At 63.7% G+C, this 23260-nt stretch carries 20 protein-coding genes; 8 read left to right on the top strand and 12 right to left on the bottom strand.

Annotation, left to right across the window (positions count from 1 at the left end):
• The first annotated feature begins 279 nt into the window (after positions 1 to 279).
• From MTP16_RS00200 to MTP16_RS00190, 3 genes are all read left to right on the top strand, one after another.
• The gene (locus tag MTP16_RS00200) at positions 280 to 783 is read left to right on the top strand and encodes a carbohydrate binding family 9 domain-containing protein (protein ID WP_243514786.1); all 504 of its coding nucleotides are present in this window, start codon (positions 280 to 282) and stop codon (positions 781 to 783) included.
• Positions 784 to 2847, top strand: coding sequence for a DUF5916 domain-containing protein (locus MTP16_RS00195; protein ID WP_243514784.1), 2064 nt, complete (start codon positions 784 to 786; stop codon positions 2845 to 2847).
• A 74-nt stretch (positions 2848 to 2921) separates the two neighbouring features.
• A complete protein-coding gene (locus tag MTP16_RS00190; protein WP_243514782.1) occupies positions 2922 to 3611 on the top strand; it encodes an LEA type 2 family protein in 690 nt (229 codons plus the stop codon).
• A 29-nt stretch (positions 3612 to 3640) separates the two neighbouring features.
• Here MTP16_RS00190 and MTP16_RS00185 read toward each other — a convergent pair whose 3' ends face one another.
• The 4 genes from MTP16_RS00185 to MTP16_RS00170 all read right to left on the bottom strand — a co-directional run bounded on the left by MTP16_RS00185 (position 3641) and on the right by MTP16_RS00170 (position 7577).
• Positions 3641 to 4078, bottom strand: coding sequence for a GNAT family N-acetyltransferase (locus tag MTP16_RS00185; RefSeq protein ID WP_243514780.1), 438 nt, complete (start codon positions 4076 to 4078; stop codon positions 3641 to 3643).
• Between the two features lie 137 nt (positions 4079 to 4215).
• A complete protein-coding gene (locus MTP16_RS00180) occupies positions 4216 to 4905 on the bottom strand; it encodes a hypothetical protein (protein ID WP_243514777.1) in 690 nt (229 codons plus the stop codon).
• Positions 4906 to 4982: 77 nt separating this feature from the next.
• Complete coding sequence (locus tag MTP16_RS00175; RefSeq protein ID WP_243514774.1) at positions 4983 to 6629, bottom strand: S8 family serine peptidase; 1647 nt, start codon at positions 6627 to 6629, stop codon at positions 4983 to 4985.
• Between the two features lie 108 nt (positions 6630 to 6737).
• A complete protein-coding gene (locus MTP16_RS00170) occupies positions 6738 to 7577 on the bottom strand; it encodes a carboxypeptidase-like regulatory domain-containing protein (protein ID WP_243514771.1) in 840 nt (279 codons plus the stop codon).
• A 446-nt stretch (positions 7578 to 8023) separates the two neighbouring features.
• Here MTP16_RS00170 and MTP16_RS00165 point away from each other — a divergent pair, with 446 nt between their 5' ends.
• Positions 8024 to 8494: a hypothetical protein gene (locus tag MTP16_RS00165; protein ID WP_243514768.1), complete on the top strand. Its 471-nt coding sequence runs from the start codon at positions 8024 to 8026 to the stop codon at positions 8492 to 8494.
• Positions 8495 to 8556: 62 nt separating this feature from the next.
• Here MTP16_RS00165 and meaB read toward each other — a convergent pair whose 3' ends face one another.
• Positions 8557 to 9549 (bottom strand): methylmalonyl Co-A mutase-associated GTPase MeaB, encoded by a 993-nt coding sequence (meaB, locus tag MTP16_RS00160; RefSeq protein ID WP_243514765.1) that lies wholly within the window; start codon positions 9547 to 9549, stop codon positions 8557 to 8559.
• A 195-nt stretch (positions 9550 to 9744) separates the two neighbouring features.
• Here meaB and MTP16_RS00155 point away from each other — a divergent pair, with 195 nt between their 5' ends.
• Entirely contained in the window at positions 9745 to 11190 is a 1446-nt protein-coding gene (locus tag MTP16_RS00155; RefSeq protein WP_243514762.1) for a DUF5723 family protein, read from the top strand.
• A gap of 73 nt (positions 11191 to 11263) precedes the next feature.
• On the opposite strand, the gene MTP16_RS00150 is transcribed toward MTP16_RS00155, so the two are convergent.
• Positions 11264 to 12352 carry a WD40 repeat domain-containing protein gene (locus MTP16_RS00150; RefSeq protein WP_243514761.1) on the bottom strand — a complete coding sequence of 363 codons (1089 nt, stop codon included), beginning with the start codon at positions 12350 to 12352 and terminating at the stop codon, positions 11264 to 11266.
• A 150-nt stretch (positions 12353 to 12502) separates the two neighbouring features.
• Positions 12503 to 13240 carry a L,D-transpeptidase family protein gene (locus MTP16_RS00145; RefSeq protein ID WP_243514759.1) on the bottom strand — a complete coding sequence of 246 codons (738 nt, stop codon included), beginning with the start codon at positions 13238 to 13240 and terminating at the stop codon, positions 12503 to 12505.
• A gap of 355 nt (positions 13241 to 13595) precedes the next feature.
• On the opposite strand from MTP16_RS00145, the gene MTP16_RS00140 reads away from it, so the two are divergent.
• Positions 13596 to 16067 (top strand): bifunctional YncE family protein/alkaline phosphatase family protein, encoded by a 2472-nt coding sequence (locus MTP16_RS00140; protein WP_243514757.1) that lies wholly within the window; start codon positions 13596 to 13598, stop codon positions 16065 to 16067.
• Between the two features lie 207 nt (positions 16068 to 16274).
• Positions 16275 to 16940, top strand: a complete 666-nt coding sequence (locus MTP16_RS00135) for a DUF2461 domain-containing protein (protein WP_243514755.1) — start codon at positions 16275 to 16277, stop codon at positions 16938 to 16940.
• A 40-nt stretch (positions 16941 to 16980) separates the two neighbouring features.
• On the opposite strand, the gene MTP16_RS00130 is transcribed toward MTP16_RS00135, so the two are convergent.
• From MTP16_RS00130 to MTP16_RS00110, 5 genes are all read right to left on the bottom strand, one after another.
• A complete protein-coding gene (locus tag MTP16_RS00130) occupies positions 16981 to 17448 on the bottom strand; it encodes a DUF6702 family protein (RefSeq protein WP_243514753.1) in 468 nt (155 codons plus the stop codon).
• Positions 17449 to 17525: 77 nt separating this feature from the next.
• Entirely contained in the window at positions 17526 to 18938 is a 1413-nt protein-coding gene (gene rseP, locus MTP16_RS00125; protein WP_243514751.1) for an RIP metalloprotease RseP, read from the bottom strand.
• Between the two features lie 148 nt (positions 18939 to 19086).
• A complete protein-coding gene (locus tag MTP16_RS00120; RefSeq protein ID WP_380286878.1) occupies positions 19087 to 20256 on the bottom strand; it encodes a 1-deoxy-D-xylulose-5-phosphate reductoisomerase in 1170 nt (389 codons plus the stop codon).
• Positions 20257 to 20307: 51 nt separating this feature from the next.
• Positions 20308 to 21018 (bottom strand): GAF domain-containing protein, encoded by a 711-nt coding sequence (locus MTP16_RS00115; protein WP_243514748.1) that lies wholly within the window; start codon positions 21016 to 21018, stop codon positions 20308 to 20310.
• Positions 21019 to 21209: 191 nt separating this feature from the next.
• Positions 21210 to 21917, bottom strand: a complete 708-nt coding sequence (locus MTP16_RS00110; protein WP_243514746.1) for a GAF domain-containing protein — start codon at positions 21915 to 21917, stop codon at positions 21210 to 21212.
• Between the two features lie 172 nt (positions 21918 to 22089).
• Between MTP16_RS00110 and MTP16_RS00105 the strand changes: the two genes are divergently transcribed.
• The gene (locus MTP16_RS00105; protein WP_243514743.1) at positions 22090 to 23256 is read left to right on the top strand and encodes an NAD(P)/FAD-dependent oxidoreductase; all 1167 of its coding nucleotides are present in this window, start codon (positions 22090 to 22092) and stop codon (positions 23254 to 23256) included.
• Positions 23257 to 23260 lie beyond the last annotated feature (4 nt).

The following is a 23260-nucleotide window of genomic DNA, read 5'->3' as shown; positions in this document are numbered from 1 at the left end:
GAAGCCGGCTTTTTTCATGTTTGGCGGCTGGAAAGATGGAACGAGGTAGGGGCGGGGCTGGTCCCCGCCCGGCCGTGGAGCGGAATCGTGGTGGGTGGCGCTACCATATGGGGGGGGCAAGCCCCGCCCCTACATCCCGCGACTTCGCGTTAGCCGTTTTTCAGCAGAATAATTCCTATTGCAAAAAGCAACTTTCGGGCCCGGGCAAGCATCTCTTGGCCTCCCCGAGCAAAATCAACGGGGCTGTATATGTTGCGATTTTTACTTGGTTGTTGGTTGATGTTGTGCGCTGGCTTGGTCCAGGGCCAGGACAACCAAGGCCCGCCTGTCCCCAACGCCGCCACGCCCGCGCCCAAGCGGCAGCTGCAGGCCGTGCGCATCAGCACCCCGCCCAAGCTCGACGGCGTACTCGATGAGGCTGTGTGGCAGGCCGCGCCCATCGCCACCAAGTTTTACGAGCTGGAGCCCACGCCGGGCCGCCTCGAAAAGCACCCCACGGAGGTGCGCGTGCTGTATGACGACAACGCCATTTACGTGGGCGCCATCATGCACGACGCGGCGCAGGATTCCATTCTGCGCGAGCTCAGCAACCGCGACAATATCGGCAACTCGGACTGGTTCGGGGTATTTTTTGATACCTACAACGACCACCTGAACGGCTACGAGTTCATTGTGACTTCGGGTGGGGTGCAGGTCGATTTGCGGCAGTCGCCGGCCAACGGCGAGGACGGCTCCTGGAACGCCGTGTGGGACTCGCGCACGGCCCTGCACGGCACCGACTAGGTGGCCGAGCTGCGCATTCCGTACTCGGCCATTCGCTTCAGCAAGGCCGCGGAGCAGGTGTGGGGGCTGAACTTTGGGCGGCAGCGGCGGGCCAGCCGGCAGAAGTTTTTCTGGAACGAGGTGAAGCCCCAGGTGTCGGGCTTCGTGAACCAATGGGGCGAGCTGACGGGCCTGCGCGACCTGAAGCCGCCGCTGCGCCTCTCGCTCACGCCCTACGTGTCGGCCTACGTCAACCATTACCCCTTCAACGAGCAGGGCAAGCAGAATACCACCACCAGCTTCAACGGCGGGGCCGACGTGAAGTGGGGCATCAACGAAAGCTTCACGCTGGATGCCACGCTGGTGCCGGATTTCGGGCAGGTGCAGAGCGACAACCAGGTGCTCAACCTTTCGCCCTTCGAAGTGCAGTACAACGAAAACCGGGCGTTTTTCACCGAGGGTACCGAGCTGTTCAACAAGGGTAACCTATTCTATTCGAGAAGGGTAGGGGCCACGCCCATCGGTTTTGGGGGCGTGAGCAGGCAGCTGCGTAAGGGCTACTGGGACCCCAAAACCGGCAAACGCGTTTCCGAGGAGTTCATCGTGCAAAACCCGGGCGTGACGCGGTTGCTGAACGCCACCAAAGTATCGGGCCGCACCAGCAAGGGCTTGGGCGTGGGCGTGTTCAACGCCATCAGCAACGACGTGTACGCCACGGTGCAGGACAGCAGCGGTACCCGGCGCGACGTGCTGACCCAGCCCTTTTCGAACTACAACATCGTGGTGTTCGACCAGAGCCTGAAAAACAACTCCTACGTCTCGCTCATCAACACCAACGTGACGCGCGCCGGTGCCACCCACGACGCCAACGTGACCAGCGCCCTCTTCCGCCTCGCCAACAAGAAGAACTCCTACGCCGTGAACGGCGGCGTGGTGTACTCCAACCGCCGGGGCAAGTTCTTCGGCTCGGCCGATGAGGTGTCGGACCGCGACGGCTACAAGTACTACCTGGGCTTCAACAAAATCTCGGGCAACTTTACCTGGGGCCTGGACCACGGCATTGAGTCGCACAGCTACAACCCCAACGACCTGGGCCTGCTCTTCGGCAACAACAATATCTCGCAGAGCCTTTACGCCAACTACCGTATCTACAAGCCCTTCTGGAAGGTAAACAAGCTGAGCACTTACGCCAGCATCAGCCACTCGCTGCTGGAGCGGCCCACGCAGTACCAGGACATGGGCCTTTATGCCGGCGGCAACACCACCTTCACCAAGAACTTCCTCACCGTGGGGGTCGACCTGTCGGCCATTCCCACTACCCGTGATTACTACGACCCGCGCCGCGCGCCGCTGGGCCGGTACTACGTGCGCAAGCCCGCCAACACCGGCCTGAGCGGCTTCATTTCCTCGGACTACCGCAAGAAATTCGCCTACGATATCGAAGGCGGCGTGCGCCTGTTTGCCCCCGATGGCGAGCGCACCGGCCGCAATTCCCTGTCGCTCACCCTGAGCCCGCGCTACCGCGTGAGCAACCAGCTCAGCTTCGTGTACGCCGTGAGCATGGAGCGCAACCAGAACCAGATTGGCTACGCCGGCGGCCTCGACGGCAGCATCCCGGAAGACGCCGGCGTGCTGGCCCGCTTCGGCGGCGACGGGGCCGACGTGCTGCTGGGCCGCCGCCACGTCACCACTTTCACCAACACGGCCACTGGCACCTACACCTTCACCAACCGCATGTCGTTCAACATCCGCCTGCGGCACTACGTGAGCAACGTGCACTACCGCGACTTCTCGCGCCTGCACCCCGACGGCGCGGAAACGCCCGAAATGGTGTACGCCCGCAACCGCGACAACACCTTCAACGCCTTCAACATCGACGCCGTGTACTCGTGGTGGTTCGCGCCCGGCTCGCAGGTCAGCATCGTCTGGAAAAACGCCAGCGCTTCCTTCTTTGAGGCCAACGCCGCCACCCCGCTCTACTTCGACAATTTAAATAACACCATCAATACGCCGCACAATAACAACGTGTCCATCAAGGTGCTGTATTACCTGGATTACCTGGCCCTGCGGCCCCGGCGAAATTAATTATTCGACTATTTGGAAACAAAAGGAGTAAACCTCAGCTCACCGCTGTCTTTTTCACGTCTTCTTTTCCAGCCATGTTCCATTCTCTTCTCAATACCGCCTCCGGGCGCATGCGCACCCTAGCCGCCACCGTGGCCCTCGGCGCCGCCGGCCTCGCCGGCCTCAGCAGCTGCGGCATCAGCGAGCAGGTGCAGCAGGCCAAGGCCTTCAAGGGCGTCGATGTGCGCCTTGTGAACGTGGAGCAGGCCACGCTGGCCGGCATCGACGTGACGCGCGTGCGCCAGCTCAGCGACCTGAGCACCGTGCAGAAAGCGGCGCTGCTTTCGGGCTATGCCACCGGCAGCCTGCCGCTGCGCCTGCGCCTGAACCTGGAGTTCCGCAACCCCAACGACGAAACCGCCGCCCTCAACGAGTTCGACTACATCGCCCTCATCGACGGCAAGGAAGTGGCCAAGGGCCGCACCACCCAGCGCATCGAGGTGCCCGCCAACGGTGGCGTCACCACCGCCCCCATCGACCTGAACAGCAACCTGCGCGAGGCCGTTGGCGACCAGACCGAATCCAGCCTGGCCGATTTCGCCCTGGGCCTGGCCGATGGCGACCGCCAGCCCGTGCGCCTCACCCTGAAGCTCAAGCCCACGTTCATCACCAACAGCGGCCGCCGCATTTCGCCCGGCGGCTACACCACCGTCGACAAAGAATTCCGCGCCACCGACCTGCTCGATGGCGCCGCCCGCCGCGACTCCGCGGCTCGCCGGCCCTAGCCCGCGCTTCCGCGCCAAACATTCGGCCACTACTCCACCACCCGCACCTGCGTTTTGTCATAAAGCGCCAGCCAGTCGCGCCGCAGAATGGCGTATAGCAGCTCGTCCTCGAACTCGCCCGCGTCGTTCACGCCCGACTCGCGCATGATGCCTTCAAACTGAAAGCCCGGCGTTTTCGCAATGGAGCGTTGCGAGGCCACGTTGGAAACCCGGTGGCCCGTGGCCACGCGGTTCAGCCCCAGCACCTCGAAGGCCAGGTAAAACAGGTGGGGCTTGCTGCCCGGCGTCACGCCCCGGCCGCGCATGTGGCGGAACACGTCGGCGCCGGTCGAGCCCGACTTTTCGTCCCAACTGTCAACCGAAAGCAGGCTCATGCCCGCCAGCTCGCCGTTCAAAAAGGAATAGAAGCCGAAGTTGGTGCGCCGGCCGTTTTCGTAGCGGGGGCAGGCAGCTGCGAAACAGCTCATCGAGCATCTCCTTCGAATCAGGAAAGCCCTGAAACAAGGCAAACACCTCCGGCAGGTTGTCTTCGTTGATGAGGTGCAGCGTTATCGAATCCGATTGCAGGGCGGGGAACATGGGCGCGGCGCCTTTATACAGGTGTTCAGAATGGGTCTTCGTGGCTGTTGGCTACGGTAATGCCAACGGCATGGTACTGCTTAGCGAAACCCTTGTCGTAAGCAAACGCCAGATTTTTAAAAACCAGGTCACCGGAAACAGGCAGCTCAGAAACGAGGATGTGATGAATAATTACCTGCCGTGTATTGTGACTCACAATGCCAATGGAATGGGCGTAACCGCTGACGCCGTGGCACAGGTAATCGATGGTGGCCCCGTGGAGGTAGGGGTATTGGCCCTGCTTTATTTTCGCGATGGTGTTTTCAACTGCCGAGTCGGCGCGCATAAAGTCGCTGACTTTCAGGCTGTCGTTTATCGCGCCAAGCGGGAAGCTAATGGTCTTGCCCGGCCAAAGGCGGAGGGTGGCGTGCCGGTCGGGGCTGACCATGCTAAGAGTGTCACTCAGGGGTTGGTCGCTGCTTAGAATTACTTCTTCGAACGCCTTCGGGTAAACGTAGCCATAAGCATACGCAGCATCGCGCACCCCAACGTAAGAGGCAGTATCGGGGTAATTTTCACCGCCCTCTAACTGGCACTCCTGTCGGCGCTCCAACAAACGCGCAAGGGACGCTTTACGAGAATCCGTGGCCTCCTGCTCCGGGCTGCTGCAGGCGATGGCTGTCATCAACGCGAGTATCGACAGCCCGCAGCTTCGTTTGTTGCTTAAGTAGCGCATCTCAGTGCGGAGAAAGGGTCTGCAAATGGTGTTGGGTACGGCGACCAGACGCAGACTCGCAGCGTCCACGCCACAACTTACTTCACCATCGTCATCTTATCGGCCAGCTTCACGGCTTCGTAAAGGTTCACAATGCCGCCCGACTTGGAAAGCGTGGCGAAATCGACCATGTCCTTAGCTCCGGGCTTGAGCACCTGGGTGTGGTAGGGCGTGGCCGACTGCTCGATGATTTGCTTGAGCTGCAGAGCTGAGAGCTGCGGGAAATACGACTTGAGCACCGCCGCCACGCCGGCCACCACGGGCGCGGCCATGCTGGTGCCGCTGAGGGTGGCGTAGGTATTGCCCGGGGTCGAAGAATAGATGTCGACGCCGGGCGCGAAGACGTCCACCGTCTGCTTGCCGTAGTTGGAGAAGCCCGCGGCCAGGGCCGACGTATTCAGGCGGCTGCTGGCGCCCACCGTAATCTGGTTGGGAATGAACTTGCCGTTGAGGTAGCGGGCCGAGGGGTAGTTGTTGTCCTTGTCGGTGTTGAGGCCGCTGTTGCCGGCGGCGTGCACCAGCAGCACGTTTTTCTGGGCGGCATACTTCATGGCGTCGTCCACCACGGCCTTGTCCGGCGAAAAATCTTTGCCGAAGCTCATGCTGATAATCTGGGCGCCGTTGTCGACGGCGTAGCGAATGGCGTTGGCCACGTCCTTGTCGCGCTCGTCGCCGCTGGGCGTGGAGCGCACGCCCATGATGCGCACCATGTCGCCAGCCACGCCGTCGCCCCCCAGCCCGTTGCCGCGCAGCCCCCCAATGATGCCCGCGCAGTGCGTGCCGTGCCGGGCGTCGGGCCCCTGAATGTCGGGGTTGCCGTAGCGGCTTTCACGCAGGTCCTTGGGGTTGTCGCCCACAATGGCGCGCGGGTTGTAGTCGGGGTTGAGGCCCATTTCCAGGCTGTTGCGCGAGCCTTTGATGGCGGCATTCAACGCTTTCAGGGCATCTTCATCGCTGGCCATGCCGGCCCGGTGCATGAAGGCGTACACCGGCCCGGCCTCGGCCACGGCGGGCTGCCGGGTGGCGGCCTGGTGCACCAGGCCCGAATCGAGGCGCGTCGTGCCCAGGGCCTGCTTTAGCCGCTCAAAGGTGGCTGTGTTCGAGGTCAGCGCGTCGGTGAGGCGGGCCAGGCGGGTTTCCTCGGCCTTGCGGGCTTTCTCGTACGAGGCCTTGGCCTGCTCGTACAGGTCGAACTTGGCGCGGTCGGCCTTGCGCACGACCTGGCGCGTCTTGCCCTCAAACTGCCCGCGGTACTGGCCGTAAATTCGGGTTTGCTCCAGGGTTTCGACCGTGATGTTGCGCCCGTCGGGGCCGCCCAGGAAGCTCCAGCCGCGCACGTCGTCGGTGTAGCCGTTCTTGTCGTCGTCGAGGCCGTTGCCGGCCACCTCCCGGAAGTTGCGCCACAACACCGGTTTCAAATCCTGGTGCGTCGAGTCGATGCCCGAGTCGATGACGGCCACCACCACCGGCGTGGGCACGCGGCTGCCCAGCAGCTCTCGGTAGGCCTTGTCGGCGCTGATGCCGGGCACGCCGTCGGCCTGCAGGTCGAGGTGCTGCCAGCGGCGAATTTGCTCGGGCGTGGGGCTGGCCGCCGGGGTGGTTTGGGCATGAGTGCTGAGAGCAGCCAACGAAAGCAGGCCCAGCAACGCCAGGCGGCTAAAGGACGAATGGATGGGAAAAGACATAAGGTCGAAAAGCAGGAGACAAAAACCGAAAGACGGCCGGGCGAAACTATTTAAAAAGAAACAAAGGCGACGTTGCGTCGCCCGGGTTGCGCCGTTTCCGGCCGCCAGCTAGTCCTTCACGGTGGCGTAGAGGGCCAGGGCCGGCCGCAGGCCCAGCATGGGCACGTTGCTGGTGAATTTCGGCTTTATCCAGGCGGCCTGGCTGGTGGGGCGCATGTAGAGCTGCATGCCGCCCGCCTTTAGGGCGCCGCCGAAGCTGATGCGCTTGGTGTAGTCGGCCGCCGGGGCGCCTTCGGGGGCTTTTACCCACTCCAGGGCCAGCAGGAAGTCTTCGTCGAGCACCACCCGGTTGGGGCCCAGGTCCACACTCAGCACGCCGGCCGCGGACGGGGCCGTCACGAATACGTCGTGCGCCAGCAGCTTTTCGGCGGTGGGGGCGCCTTTAGCGTCAAGGCGGTAGAGGTTGAGGCGGAAGGTGAGCGGGCCGGCTTCGTTTTTCACCACCGCCACGTGCAGGCTTTGCACCAGCGTGGGGCGGCGGGCCAGGTGCACAAGGGTGCCGATTTCGGTGCCCAACTCGTTGGACATCATGTACAGCTTGAGATGGGAGTTCGGCTTGTCCAGCCCCAGCGTGTGCTGGCGCCGGTAAGCGCCGGCCGCCGTCACGCTCACTTCGCTGAGGGCCACCTGCTCCGGCACCAGGCGCACGGCCGGAGCGGCCAGCAAGGCCGCAAAGGGCAGAAGCTGAGTCCGAAAGCCCAGGCTGGAAATGCGTACGGTATCAGTTGCATACGCCGGATTGTAAGCCATCTGGTAGCGGCCCTGCTCGTCGCTCACGGTGCCCAGGCCGCGGCGGGGCAGGCCGATGTTCACAAATGGCACGGCCTGCTGGGTGGCCCCGCTGGTTACTGCGCCGGTAATGGTTTGGGCTCGTGCCTGACTTGGCAATAAGCAAACAATGGCCAACGCAACAGTTGGCAATAAGGAGCGAAAAAACACGGCCAGCAGGTGGATTTAAGTTAGGCTAAGACGAAGGTAGCGAAGCGGCTCAGGCAACTGCATCGGTGAGTTTAACCACAGCCCTTTCGTTGCTTATGGCTTTTTCGGGATAGTGCGTACGATGTTTTAGACCAACTTTTTGAATTTATGCTGCTGGCGGTGTTCACTTTCGAACACCTGCCCGGCAGTGAACAGAATAAAGGAGCGGAGTTTATGTTGATTCCTGAGTAAATAATTGATTATAAGCGCAATGAATGATTGGCACGCCGTTGGAAATACTCCTAACATCTCTGGGCAGTCGTCGCTCAAAACCGGACACGAGCGGCGCACTGGCGCCGGCCTTGCCAGGGATGCTTCTCCAGCTTTTCCACCCCCCCCAATTTTTCTGCAAAACCATGAAAACCTCCTTCCGCCTCCTTGCCGCCCAAACCGCCACTTCTGCAGCCACTGTTACGCAGGAAGCTCGTTCGTTCATCATCGGCGGGCTGGCCATGCTTGGCGTCGGCCTGGCCCAGCCCGCCAAGGCCCAGACGCCGGCCGCCGAGCCTGTACAAGTGACGCAGCCCGACGGCGAAAGTCTGCGCGTGCGCCTCTTCATCCCCGCCGGGCAGAAGGCCTCTATGCAGGTCATCCACCTCAGCACCGGCCAGACCCTCCTCAACGAAAACCACCGCACCTCCTACGGCACACTGCTGAAATTCAACGGCCTGCCCACCGGCCGCTACGCCGTGCAGTGCCGCGTGGGCGCCAGCCGCTACCGCTACACCGTGGACGTGGAAGCGCCGCGCCCCGGTGCCACCAGCATTGCCGTGCGCGAAACTACCACCCGCCGCGTCGAAAGCGGCCTGGCTACGGCGGCGCTGTAAAAGCGAGACATGAGACAGTAAGACATTAGAAGCGTATGCCCCATTTCTCACTGTCTGACTTCTCACTGTCTCACATTTAAATCCAACAACTCCGTGGCCGCTGCGAAGGGCGTAACCCTTCCGGCGGCCACGGCTTGTTGAAGGGAGGGCAGGCGTTGGCGCACGGCGGCATCGGCGTAGAAGCGCATTTCCAGCTCCTGGGCAATGCTTTGGTGCAGCCATTGCAGCTGTTGCTGCTGCCGGCGCTGCTGGAAATAGCCGTTCTGTTGCGTGGCCTGGGCGTAGGTCTCGATGGCCTGCCACACCTCGGCCAGGCCCGTGCCGCTCACGGAGGAGGTAAGCAGCACCGGCGGCACCTGCCCCGAGGGCGCCGCCGGAAACAGGTGCAGCGCGCTTTGGTAATCGACTTTGGCGCGGCGGGCGGCCTGCTCGTTGCCCTGGTCGGCTTTGGTGATGCACAGGGCGTCGGCCATTTCCATGATGCCGCGCTTCATGCCCTGCAGCTCGTCGCCGGCGCCGGCCAGCAGCAGCAATAGGAAGAAGTCGACCATGCCGTGCACGGTGGTCTCGGACTGGCCCACGCCTACGGTTTCCACGAAAATGACGTCGTGGCCAGCGGCTTCGCACAGCAGCACGGCCTCGCGGGTGGCGCGGGCCACACCGCCCAGGCTGCTGCCGGCGGGGGAGGGGCGGATGAAGGCGGCCTCGTGGGCCGCCAGCCAGGGCATGCGGGTTTTGTCGCCCAGGATGCTGCCGCCGCCGCGCTGGCTGCTGGGGTCCACGGCCAGCACGGCCAGCCGCTTGCCCTGGGTTTCGACCAGGAAGCGGCCCAGGGCTTCGATGAAGGTGCTTTTGCCCACGCCGGGCACGCCCGTGATGCCCACGCGCAGGCTGCGGCCGGTGTGAGGCAGCACGGCCTGCAGCACCTGCTGGGCCAGGGCCTGGTCGGAGGGCAAGGTGCTTTCGACCAGCGTGATGGCGCGGCCCAGCACCGTGCGCGAGCCGGCCCGGATGCCGGCGGCGTACTCGGCGGCGGAAAGGCGGGAGGGAGGCAATAGATTGACGGGTAGGGGTTAGCTTGCGTCCGCAAAGAACGGGCGTTTCGGTTATCAGGGCTAAAAACCGGCAATAGTCGCCGCGCGTCAGGCGTTGGGCGGCTGTGGTTGGCGGCGCTGGCCGCCCGCAGTTTCTTTGCGCGCCGCCCTTCTCCTCCCACCTCCCATTCCGCCACCTTTTTCACTGCCTTCGATATGAAAGCACCCTTTTACTATGCGCTGCTGGCCCTCGGGCTGGCGCTTCCGGGCTCGGCATGGGCCCAAAACGAGTTGAGCAACTTCTCGGCCGCCGGCCGGGGCGGCGTCATCAACACCTTCGCCCAGGGCTATCAGGCCATCGGCGTAAACCCCGCCAACCTGGGGCGGGCCGGGGCGCCGCTGGTGTCGTTCACCATCGGGGAGTTCGGCGCGGGCGGCGCTTCACGTTCCCTGACCCAGAACATCTTTAAGAATATCATCACCGCCGACAGCCAGCCCCTGACCGCTGCCCAGCGCACCGAGCTGGTGGGCGCCCTGTCGGGCCCCGATGTGCTCAACCTCAACGTGGACGCTACCACCGTGGGCTTTGCCGTGGCGCTGCCCAACGGGCTGGGCGGCATTGCGTTCAGCAACCGGCTGCGCAACAGCCTGCACCTGGGCCTGAACCCGAACGCCGCCGACATTCTGGTGAACGGCCAGAACGCGGCCATCGTGCGGCAGTACTACCCCACGGCCAACACCAGCGGCTCGCCCACGCCCACCAACCCCAACGCCCCGCTGGTGTCGACGGTGCTCGATGGCACGTCCATTCAACTGGCTTCCACCAGCGAATACAACGTGTCTTACGGGCTGGAAGTGCTGAGCAAAGACGGCCTGCACGCCTCGATAGGGGTGGGCTACCGCTACATTCAGGGCCTGGGCATTGTGGACGTGCGGGCCGAAAGCGGCAGCCTCTACGCTTTCACGGCCCTCTCGCCCGTGTTCGACATCGACTACGGCACGCTGTCGTCCAACCCCAACTTCAACAGCGTGCGCGAGTCGGGCGTGTTCAACTCGGTGGGCAATGGCCACGGGTTCGATTTCGGCCTGGCCGTGGAAGTGGGCAAGGGCCTGCGGCTGGGCGCTTCGGTCACCGACATTGGCAACATGACCTGGACCGGCAACGTGGTGACGGCCACCGACCAGCGCCTGCAGCAGCTGCAGTCGCAAGGCGCCACCACCTACGACATTTTCAGCAGCCTGGCCGACCAGTTCGACACCGACAAGCAAACCCTGTTCACATACGAAGCCGCTAAGGAGCGCAAAGCCGCCCTGCCGGGGAAGTTCCGTTTCGGGGCCGGCATGCGCGTGAGCAGCCTCGTGGAAGTGGGCGTTGACGTGACCACGCCCCTCAACAAAGTGGCCGGCAACCTCACCTCGTCTTTCGTGGGCCTGGGTGTCGACTTCAAGCCCGTGAACTGGATACGTCTGAGCAGCGGCGTGAGCGGCGGTGCCGGCTACGGCGCCAGCCTGCCCCTGGGCCTCACCTTCGTGACCCCGGTGTGGGAAGCTGGCTTCAGTTCCCGCGACGTGACGGGGTATTTCAGCGATAAGTCGCCTTATTACTCGATTGCCGCGGGTTTCCTGCGGTTCAAAATCGGTGGCAATAAGGAGGAGCAGTAAGGCATAACCCAACAAAAACAGAAAAGGCCGCCATGCTGAGCATGGCGGCCTTTTCTGTTTTTGTTGGGTTACATTAAGGCACCACCACAAACGCGGGCAACCCGAGCTTGCTGCGGCGGCCGCCCAGCTTGAGGCCCTCGTCCACGTACTTGCAGTCCTTGCCCAGGGCGTTGGGCTGCTCGATGACGCCGAGGTTGGGGTTGTCTTCGCGGGCCACGTAGATGCGGCCGTCGGGGCCGAGCTGCAAGGCGCCGATTTTGCGGTTCGCCGACTTGCCTACCATCACCTTGTCCTTGGTTTTGAGGTCAAACTGCCAGATTTGGGTTTCGCCGCCGCCCACGCCGTTGCAGGTGCCGTACACCTTGGAGCCATCGGGCGAAAACTCCACGCCGTAGGCTTCGGCAAAGGGGCCGAAGCTGCGCGGGTTGCTCACCTTGCCGGTGGCGCGGTCGAAGTCGTAGATTTCAAACTTGTTGGTTTCGCGCCAGAGCGCAGCGGCCAGGTGTTTGCCATCAGGCGAGAACTTGAGTGCACCGATGGCGTTGCGGCCGGGGCCGGCGTTCATGCTCCCCACGTTGCTCATCAGCGGCTTGCCGGCCACGCCGTCGGCTGTCACGAGGTAGCTCACAAAGGCGTTGGAATTCCAGCGGTGGGCCACCACCCAGGTGTCGCGGCCGTTGGCGTGGCGCACGGCGGCCAGTTTTTCGGCCACCGGCTGAATGAGCAGCAGGTTCACCCGGGGTAGGTCGCCGAAGCCGTCGTCGCGGGTCATGTCCACCACGGAGTAGCGCAGGCCGTTGGGTGTGCCCTGCGGCGCCACCGTGAAAATGTAGAATACGTTGCCCGAGCCGGGGTCTGGCACGATGAGGGCCGACTGGGTGCTGCTGCCGCTGCCCATCAGCTTGCGGCCGTTGGGCATGGGCTGGTGCTTGCGGTTCCACACGGTTTCGCCGTTGGTGTAGAACAGCAGCTCACCCTTGGCCGTGGTGGCCACGGCACAGCCTTCGTAGGTGCTCATCTTGCCGTCGTTCAACGGCTTGGGCGTGCCGTCGGCAAAGGTGAGGCCGGCCTGCTGGCCGAAGTACCACAAGTCGGTGGTCCGTTGGGCCTGGGCAGCGAAAGTGAATAATAAGGAGGACAACGCAAGCAAAAGGCGTTTCATGGGCAGGGGTAATCAGATTGGTTTCGCGGCTAAACGAAAAAATCGTGCCCAATGGTGCGAATGACGGGCCGTAGCGTGGACTCTGCGAGTCCGCGCATTGCTTGAACGTGCGCCCCGGCGCGGACTCGCAGAGTCCACGCTACAAGTTGTCTACCGCGCCACGGCCAGCGCATCAGCCTTCACCACATCGTGGTGCTGCTCAAAATACGTGTAGCCCGGCATCAGGCTCCGCCAAAAGGCTTGGTGCGGGCTGTTGCGCCGCTTGGCCAACTCGACTTCGGTGATGGGGAAAGGAAACAAGTGCACCGGGATGACGGCCTGCCCGGCGGCCCGCGATGCTACGGCCAGCAGGTACACTTCCTCGATGCCCGCGTCGGTGATGGGCATACAGCCGATGGACGCCGCGCCGCCGTGGATGAAGATGTCGCCGCCGGGGTGGGGCTCGCCCAAGGCGCGGTCGGCGGCGTTGGGGTAGTTCAGGCCCAGCGAGAGGTGGTAGTTGCTTTTGGGGTTGAAGCGGTCGATTTCGTAGAAGCCCTCGGGCACCTGGTAGTCGCCGGCCCGGCGCTTGGGGCCCAGCGTGCCCGAAGTGGCCGAGAGTGGGTAGGTTTCGAACAATTGAAAAGGGCCGCCGCCCTGGTTGCGGGCCCACACCTCCAGCTCGGCGCGGCTTTTTATCATGCGAATGAATACTTCCAGCTGCTTCGCTTCGAGCGAATGCGCGCGCAGCCGCCCGGCCAGCACCGGCCCGATGGCCGCCTGCGCCGTCCGCACCCGCGGAAACCGCAGCTGCTCTTTCCAGAAGGCCGCCGGGTTTTTCCCGGTCAGGCTATCCGGGGGTGAGCTGCTGCCGGGCGCCGCGCAGCCCTGGGCAAACAGTTGGAACACGGACAATAGCAATAACCCGCAGCACGACAAACGACGCAGCATAAAAACCCAAGCGGTGAAAGTGGAGAATGCGCTTACAACGGCATTGTGGTGTTTCTATTTTGTAGGGAGTGAAAATGGTTCTTAACAGCTGAGGCGCAGCTTGTAGCGTGGACGCTGCAGGTCCGCATTTGCTGGGGTGTCAAGTATTTTGCGCCAAGACGCAGACCCGCAGTGCCCACATTACAAGTCGACTGACTTTTCTCGCCACCAGAAAGGAGCCGGCGGTAAGGTGCCACGCCCAAACAACCTGCCGCGCCGGCGGGCTACCTTCGCAGCCGTCTGCGCAGCCATGCCACTGCGCGGCTCGTGTTCAATGACGCCCTTCAAAAAACTCCGCCGCCTGGCCCCGCTGCTGCCGCTGCTCGGGCTGCTCAGCTGCACCGGCAACTCCGCCCAGAAGGCCGCGCCCGAAGCACCCGGCGTGCTGCCCGGCCCCATTGCCGGCACCGCCCAAACCCGCCTTTCCAACGGCTGGAAGCTGAGCCCGGCCGGCACCGCCACCCCGCTCGGCGACCTGCCCCTCAACCTGCAAATCAGCCCCGACGGCCGCCTGGCCGCCGTGGTTAATGCCGGCTGGGGCAAAAACTCCGTGCAGCTGCTCGACGTGGCCACCGGCCAGCTGCTTGACACCAAAGAAGTGCCGGCCGCTTGGGCGGGCCTGGCTTTCGCGCCCGATGGCCGCACGATTTACGCCTCGGGCGGGCAGCACAACCGCATCCACACCTTCAAAGTGGAGGGGCAGAAACTGCTGGCCGACAGCGCCCTGGTGCTGGGCGAAAAGTGGCCGAAGCAGAAAATTGGCGTGGCCGGCGTAGCCGCCGATGCCGAGCGGCTCTACGCCGTCACGCGCGAGGACAATTCCCTCTACATCATCACCCGGAAAACGCAGCAGGTGGAGCGCGTGGTGAAGCTGCCCGCTGAGGCTTACGGCGTGGTGCTGCACCCCACGCAGCGCGCCCTCTACATCAGCCTTTGGGGCGGGCACGCGGTGGCTACCTACGACCTCGACCACCAGGTGCTGCTGCCCACCATCCCCGTGGGCAGCCACCCCAACGCCTTGGCCATCAGTCGCGACGGCAGCCGGCTGTTTGTGGCCAACGCCAACAGCAACTCGGTTTCGGTCATCAACACCCGGCGCGGGCTGGTGACGGAAACGCTCAACACGGCCCTGTTTCCGGCCTCGCCCGCCGGCAGCACGCCCGATGGCCTGGCCCTGAGCGCCGACGAAAGCCAGCTCTTTATTGCCAACGCCGACAACAACTGCCTGGCCGTGTTCGACGTGCGCGACGCGGCCACCAGCCGGCCGCTGGGCTTCATTCCCACGGGCTGGTACCCCACGGCGGTGGCCGTGGCGGGCAAGCAATTGCTGATAACCAACGGCAAGGGCAGCACCTCCAAGCCCAATCCCAACGGCCCCAACCCCGTGCGCGACGTGGGCGAGAAGGGTGCCGGCTACATCGGCGGGCTGCTGCTGGGCTCGCTCTCGCGCCTGCCCGTGCCCGACGAAAAAGCTCTGGCCGCGTATTCGACGCAGGTGTACGCCAACACGCCCTTCAGCAAAAGCCGGGAGGCCTCGCCCGACGTGCCGGCCGGCAACCCCGTGCCGCAACGGGTGGGGGAGAAGTCGCCCATCAAGCACGTCTTCTACATCATCAAGGAAAACCGCACCTACGACCAAGTGCTCGGCGACCTGCCGGCCGGCAACGGCGACATCAGCCTCTGCCTGTTTCCCGAAAAGGTGACGCCTAATCACCACGCCCTCACGCGGGAGTTTGTGCTGCTCGATAATTTCTACGTGGATGCCGAAGTGAGCGCAGACGGCCACAACTGGAGCACGGCCGCCTACGCCACCGACTTCGTGGAGAAAACCTGGCCCAGCAACTACAGCGGCCGCGGCGGCGACTACGACTTCGAGGGCAGCAAGGGCGAAGTGGCCGAGCCCCAGGACGGCTTTCTGTGGGACTATTGCCTGCGCGCGGGCCGCACGTTCCGCTCCTACGGCGAGTTCGTGTTCGGCGGCAAGCCCACCAAGCCGGCCATCGCGGCCAACTACTGCAAGGAGTACGCGGGCTTCAACCTGAAGGTGAAGGACGTGGACCGCGAAAAGGTGTGGGAGCAGGATTTCGACCAACTCGTAGCCGCCGGTAAGCTGCCCAACCTCAGCATCATCCGCCTGCCCAACGACCACACCTACGGCGCCCGCAAAGGCGAGCTGCACCCGCTGAGCTACGCTGCCGACAACGACCTGGCCCTGGGCCGCCTCATCGAGCACCTCTCCAACAGCCCGGTCTGGAAAGAGTCGGTGGTGATGATAGTGGAGGACGACGCCCAGAACGGCCCCGACCACGTGGACGCGCACCGCTCCACGGCCTACCTCATCGGGCCCTACATCCGGCGCAACGCTGTGGTGCACACGGCCTACACCACGTCCGGCATGCTGCGCACGCTGGAGCTCATCCTCGGCCTGCCGCCCATGAGCCAGTACGATGCCGCCGCCCTGCCGCTCTGGGCCTGCTTCACGCCCCGGCCCAATTTCAAGCCCTACACGGTGCGCCCCGCTACCACCGCGCTCGATGCGCGCAACACCGCCTTCAACGCCCCCGCCCGCCGCGCCCTCCAGTTCGACATGAGCCGCGAAGACGCCGCGCCGGACCTGGCTTTCAACGAAAACATTTGGCAAGCCATCCGGGGCGAAAAAAGCCAGATGCCCGCCCCGCGCCGCGCCGCGTTCCTGCGCGAAGCGAAGGCGGAGCGCGAGGAAGAAGAGGAAGGCGACGACGACTGAACATCAACTCCCCTCCTCAGTTGAGGAGGGGACGTTGCCGCGCCCGCGGCAACTGGGGTGGTTGCGCCGTTGAACAATACCCGAACGATGTGGGCGCAAGTCGTTCAGGTATCGTTCAACGACGCAACCACCCCCGTCCGAGCCTTTGGCTCGAACATCCACTCCTTCGAAAAGGAGGGGAGTTTGACCTTAAACTTCTTCCAATCCATGCAGCTCAAGCCTCTTTTCACCTTTCTCACCGGCCTCAGCAAACACAACGACCGCGCCTGGTTTCAGGAGCGCAAGCCCACCTACGACCAGCTGCGCAAGCAGTTTGAAGAAGACGCCGAGTATTGGTTTCGGGAGTTGCAGAAGCTCGACCCCATACTGGCCGGGCCGCAGGGCCGCAAAAGCATCTTCCGCATCTACCGCGACGTGCGGTTTAGCAACAACAAAGACCCCTACAAGCTGCACTTCTCGGCCTACTTCACCGCCAGCGGCAAAGACATCGAAACGCCCGGCTACTACGTGCAACTGGGCCCCAACGGCAGCACCCTCATCGGCGGCGGCCTCTACCAGCCCGATAAGGAGCAGCTGGCCGCCATTCGCCAGGAAATCGACTACAACGCCGACGAGCTGAAGGCGCTGCTGGCCGCGCCCGATTTCCAGCGCTACTTCGGCGGCCTGGGCGGCGAGCGGCTGAAGAAGTCCCCCGCCGCCTACTCCGCCGACCACCCCGAAATCGAGCTGCTCAAGCACAAAAGCTTCATCGCCTCGCATACCATGACGGACGTCGACGTGCTGGCGCACCCCGATTTCCGGGCCCACGTGCTGGACGTATTCCGTGCCATGGTGCCGTTCAGCCAATTTTTGCGCGGCGCCTTGGAGAAATAGCACGAGTGCCGCGAAATATCATTTCGCGGCACTCAGTAGCTTACCAGTTGATGGTTTCCTGCTCGTGGCCGGCCCGGAACAGGGCGCTTTGCTTTTTGCCGTTGGCCTCGATGTTGACGATGTTCATCTCGTCGCCAAATGCCTCCAGCATCATTGCTTGGCGGAGCTGTATGCCCGTGAGCGGGCCGGGTAGCGGCACTTTGCAGTAGAGCCAGTAGCCATCGTTTTCATGCTGCAGGCCCAGCACCTGCACTTGCAGTGGCGCGCCCGCCGGGGTGCGGATTTGTAGGGTGCGCTGCACGTAGGCCGTGGCCAGCGTCAGTGGGCGCGGGCCGGCGTCGGTCAGGCTCACCGCTGCCGGCTGGCCCTGCGAGATTGCCTTTTCAAAATCGTCGGTAAACACTTTCACCGACAGCTCCAGCTGCTTTTTGGCCGGGTTGTAGCGCAGCTCGGTGAGGGTGCTGTGGTAGGCGTGCAGGGCCAGGCTGGCCCCGGCTAATGGGAGCAACAGCAACGCAGCAAAAGCAACCACAAGGTGACGCACGGCGAAAAACAGCTAGCGAAGTAAGGAGACGCCGCGCCCGGCTAGGGACGGGCGGGCTGGGCCGGCGTCGGCTTTGTTACCTCGGTCTGAGGCTCTTCCTTGTCCGGGAAGAACTTCATTATTTGCTTGAAGACAAGCACATAAGCCATGAGGGCAAGGATGAGGAAAGTGCCCACGCGCTGGGCGCCTTCCATGAAGGCATCCGAGGGCTTGCGGCGCAAAATCATTTCGTAGAGCAGGAACACCACGTGGCCGCCGTCGAGGGCCGGGATGGGCAGCAGGTTCATGAAGGCCAGCACCATGCTCAGGCCCCCGGCCAATCCCCAGAAGTGCTGCCAGTCCCAAATGCCGCCAAACTGCTGGGCAATTTCCACCGGGCCACCGAGGCTTTCGGATGCCGACAGCTCGCCCCGGCCAATTTTGGCGAAGGCTTTGGCCTGCAACCCAATCACGCCAAAGGCCTTTTTCACCCCCACCGGCACCGATTCGGCCAGTGAATAGTAGTGCGTGCTAAACTTCATGGTCGGCTCCATCACGAAGCCAATAAGGCCGCCCTTGCTCACGGATACGGACAGCGGCACGGTTTGGCCCCCGCGCTGCACTTCCATGGCTACCCGCTGGCTTTTATGGGCCGCCAGTATGCTTTTCAACTCATCGTAGTACTGCACCGGCGCGCCGGCCACCGACACGATTTTGTCGCCCGCCAGCAGCCCGGCTTTTTCCGAGCTGCCGCCCGGGGATACCGTTTTCACGTTGAAAGTCATGCGCGGGGTCACAAAAGACGCGCTGTCCTGGTCGGCTTGCTTCGAGACTTTGGCGAAGAAAGTCTGCGGAACCTTGATGTCAAGCAGCTGCCCGTTGCGCTCCACCGTGTAGTAGGCGTTGTCGCCCATCAGCACATCGGGCTTGTACACGTCGTCGAACTCCGTGAAAGGCCGCCCGTTGATTTTTACAATTTTATCGCCAGTCTGGAAGCCGATGGAGCGGCCCAGGCTGCTGGTTACCACGCCGTAGCGGGCCTCCGAAGCGGGCAGGTAGGTGTCGCCCCACTTGTATGATACCGCCGCGAAAATCACAATGCCCAAGATGACGTTCATGATGATGCCGCCCAGCATCACCAGCAGGCGCTGCCAGGCCGGCTTGCCCCGAAACTCGTCGGGCTGCGGCGGGCCCGCCAGGGCCGAGGCGTCCTGCGTCTCGTCTATCATGCCGTGAATCTGCACGTAGCCGCCCAGGGGGAACCAGCCGATGCCGTACTCCGTCTCGCCCACCTTCTTCTTGAACAACGCGAAATTGGCCACGTTGGGCATTGGAAACAGAAAATCGAAGAAGATGTAGAACTTATCGACCCGGATTTTAAAGAGCTTGGCGAAGGCAAAATGGCCGAATTCGTGCAAGCCAACAAGAATGGAAAGCGCCAGCACAAGCTGGCCAATCATGGTGAGGATAGCCAAGGGAGGGGGTAATTAATCTGTTATCGTGAGCATGTCGCGCATCAAGCGAGGTCGAAGGGCCTTATCACGCCCGCGCTACACGTGTATGAGTAATTCTGACGTAGGCAGCCGTGATAAGATGCTTCCTGCGTCAGCATGACAAAAGTTGTTAAACCAGGGTTTCCGCCAGCCGCCGCGTTTCGGCGTCGGTGGCCACCAGGTCGGCCAAAATTGGCTCGGCAAGGTACGACACCCGCGCCAGGCACTCGGCCACCAGGTCCGACATTTGCCGGAAGCCCACCTGCTCCCGCAGGAAGGCGGCCACGGCCACTTCGTTGGCCGCGTTGAGCACGCATGGCGCGTTGCCGCCCCGCCGCATGGCCCCAAAGGCCAGCTCCAGGTTGGGGAAGGCCACCCGGTCGGGCGCCTCGAAGGTGAGGGTGGGGTAGTCGAGGAAGGAAAAGCGCGGGAAGGTATTGACCAGCCGCTGCGGGTAGCCCAGCGCGTACTGAATGGGCAGCTTCATGTCGGGCAAGCCCAGCTGGGCCTTCAGAGAGCCGTCTTCGAACTGCACCAGCGAGTGGACAATGCTCTGGGGGTGCACCACCACGTCAATCTGCTCGTCGCGCAGGCCAAATAGCCACTTGGCTTCAATCACCTCCAGGCCCTTGTTCATAAGCGAGGCCGAGTCGATGGTGATTTTGGCGCCCATGTCCCAGTTGGGGTGTTTCAGGGCCTGGGCCTTGGTTACGGCCTCCATCTCGCGGACCGAGCGGCCGCGGAACGGGCCGCCAGAGGCGGTGAGGATGATTTTCTCGATGGGATTCTGTTCCTCGCCCACCAGGCACTGGAAGATGGCGGAGTGCTCCGAATCGACGGGCAGCAGGCGCACGTTGTGCTGCCGCACGAGGCTGGTAATCAGCTCGCCGGCCACCACCAGGGTTTCCTTATTGGCCAGGGCAATGTCCTTGCCGGCCCGGATGGCGGCCACCGTGGGCAGCAGCCCGGCGTAGCCCACCAGCGCGGTGAGCACAATGTCGATTTCGGGCCGGGTTACGACTTCGGCCAGGGCTGCCGCGCCGGCCAGCACCTCGGTTTCGGGCTGGTCGGTCAGGGAGTCTTTCAACTGCTGATAAAAGCTGTCCTCGCCAATAACAACCACGGCGGGCCGAAACTCCCGCGCCTGCTGCGCCAGCAGCTCCCATTGCCGCTGCGCGCTGAGCACCGCCACCCGGAACCGGCCCGGCTGCTGCCGCACCACTTCCAGCGCCTGCGTGCCAATGGAGCCCGTGGCGCCCAACAGGGCCAGCGTCTTTACCTCGTTTTTTTCAACCATCATACTACAGACACAGAAACGTCGCAAAAGTACGCTTCCCCTGCGCTCGCCGCCCTACACCCGCTTGAGCGTGGCGGCCACAAACTGCTCGACCACGGCCGCAATAGCCTTCACTTCGGCCACCACGCTTTCGGTGATGCCCGGCGGCTCGCCGGGGGGCGTGGTACGCTGGGCCAGTTCGGTGAGGCGGGCCAGCTGCCCGCCGATGGCGCGGTACACGGGCTCCCAGAGCACAGCGGTGGTGTCGGCGTGGGCGCCCAAGGCGCGGCGCAGCTCCAGCAGGCGCATCACCAGGCCGGCCAGGATGGCCAACAGGGCGCGCTCGGTGGGCGAGAACTGCCGGGGCGGGCCGTCGTACACGCACAGCGAGCCGAGGTTGTAGCCCTCGGGCGTGCGCAGGTTGTGGCCGGCGTAGAAGCTGAGGCCCAGCTGCAACAGCAGCGAGACGTCGACGCCGGGGATGGTGGCGCGGGCCAGGTCCTCGAATACGGCCGTGTCGTCCTGTAAAATGGTGGCCGAACAAACGCTTTGCTCGCGGGGCACGCGTTCGATGGGCACGGGCAGGTTGTAGGGCGCCTTCACCAGCACCGTGTCTTTTTCCACAATGGAGAGCATGGCGTTGGACACGCCAAACAGGCGGGCCGTGGCGGCCACCACGTCGTCGAGCACTTTTTCGCTGCGCGTGTCCAGCAGTTGGTAGCTGGCCAGCACTTGCAGGCGGGCCGTGTCGTTGGCCGGTATCAGAGGATTGGAAATCTCAACCAAAGCAAGAAATGAAAAAGGCTGGCCAGTAATAGACAAACGCTGCTGGCCGCAAATCAGATGCGCTGGCTGATGGGCCGCCCGCTGCTTGTACCACGGGCGGCGGGGCAGGGTTGCGCGTGATGGCCAGTATTGTGCAATTTAAGCAATGGCAAGTTCCAACCCCTATTGCCGGGCAGCCCCCGCCGCGCGGGTTAGCGGCGCTGGAGCGTAGAGGCCAGAAACTGGTCGATGATGCCCACAATGGCCCCGGCTTCCTGCGCGGCGGCCGGTGAGAGCTGCCGGCCCGTGGCGGGCCCGATGCGCTGCGCCAGGTCGGTGAGGCGCTTTAGCTGCTCGCCAATGGCCCGGTACACAATTTCCCAGAGCGAGGCCGTGAGGCCGGTGTGCGGCCCCAGCACGCGGCGCAGCTCCAGCAGGCGCATCACCACAGCCGCTAGGCGGCTCAGCAGCGAGCGTTCGGCAGGGGTGAAGCGGCGCGGCGGGCCGTCGAGGATGCAGAGGGTACCGAGGTTGTGGCCGTCGGGGGTGCGCAGGTTGTGACCGGCGTAAAAATGCAGCCCCAGCTGCCGCACCAGCGTGAGGTCGACGCCGGGCACGCCGGTTTTTTCCACGTCCTCAAACACGGTCGTGTCGTCCTGCAAAATGGTGGCCGAACACACGCTTTGCTCGCGGGGCACACGCTCGATGGGCGCAGGCAGGTTGTAGGGCGCCTTCACCAGCACGGTGTCTTTTTCCACAATGGAGAGCATGGCGTTGGACACGCCAAACAGGCGGGCCGTGGCGGCCACCACGTCGTCGAGCACTTTTTCGCTGCGCGCGTCCAGCAGTTGGTAACGGTCGAGGGCCCGTACGCGGACCTCGTCATCGGCCGGAAGCAGAGAAGAAAGGAACGGGTTCAAGGTCGGGTAGAGTGAAATAGTAGATAGCAAGCTAACGAAAAAACAAAACGGTTGGCTACCGCTGCTTTCATCAGAACCAATTTGGGAAAAATGGGGAGCGGTCTGGCTTCGCAGAAAATGGCCTTTTGCTATTCCGAAGGGCCGCACGGCGCTGCCCGTTACCTTTGGCGCCGTGTCTGGTTTTCCCGAAAATACTCTTGACTACGACGTCGCCATCGTCGGCGCCGGGCCGGCGGGCGCGGCCTGCGCGCTGGCCCTGCGCCGCAGCGGCCTGCGCGTGGCCCTGCTCGACAAAGCCCAGTTTCCGCGCGACAAGGTGTGCGGCGACGCCGTGCCTGGCCAAGCATTCAAGGCCCTGCGCCAGCTCGACCCCGCCTTCGTGGAGCAGCTCTGGCAGCTGCAGCCGCGCGACGACGTGCGCGACTCCCGCCTCGTGGCCCCCAGCGGCGCCGGCCTCACGCTGCAGTGGAAGCTGCCCAGCTTCAACAGCCCCCGCGAAACCTTCGATGCGGCTTTGCTGGAGCTGGTGCGGCAGCACTCGGCCACCGAAATTCTGGAAAATACCGGCCTCAAAACGCTGAGCATTGCGCCCGGCCACGCCCGCCTGACGACCACCGACGGGCGCGAAATCACGGCCGGACTGGTCATCGGCTGCGATGGGGCCAACTCCGTGGTGGGCCGCAAGCTGCTGCCCGCGCCGCTCGACCGCGCCCATCACTGCGCCGGGGTGCGCGCTTACTACGAAAACGTGGCCGGGGCCAGCAGCGGCACCACCGAGTTTTTCCTGAGCAGCGACTACCTGGCCGGCTACGTGTGGCTGTTTCCGGTGGGCGGCGGGCGCTGCAACGTGGGCCTGGGCATGCTGTCCGAAATCGTATCGGCGCACAAAGTCGACCTCAAGGAAACCTTGGCGCGTGTACTGGCCACCCACCCGGAGCTGGCTGGTCGCTTTGCCGGGGCGCGGCAGCTCGGGCCCATCGTCGGCTTCGGCCTGCCGCTGGGCGGGGGGCGCACGCGGCCCATCAGCGGCAGCCGGTTCATGCTCTGCGGCGACGCCGCTTCGCTCATCGACCCGCTGCAGGGCCACGGCATCGACACGGCCATTCAGAGCGGCATCCTGGCCGGGGCGCAGGCGGCGGCTTGCTTTGAGCAGCAGGATTTCAGCGCCGGGTTTATGCGGCAGTATGATGCGCAGGTGGAACATAAAATCGGCCGGAAGCTGGCCAAGAGCTACCGCCTCATGCGCTTCCTCAGCAACAAAGCCTGGCTGGTGAATGCGGCCGTGGGCCTGGCGCGGGTGCCGGGGCTCAGGGCGTGGGTGCAAAAGGCCATCGGGTAGGGGA

The organism is Hymenobacter monticola (assembly GCF_022811645.1).
GTDB classification, from domain to species: Bacteria; Bacteroidota; Bacteroidia; order Cytophagales; family Hymenobacteraceae; genus Hymenobacter; species Hymenobacter monticola.
This window is presented reverse-complemented; position numbering and strand designations above follow the sequence as displayed.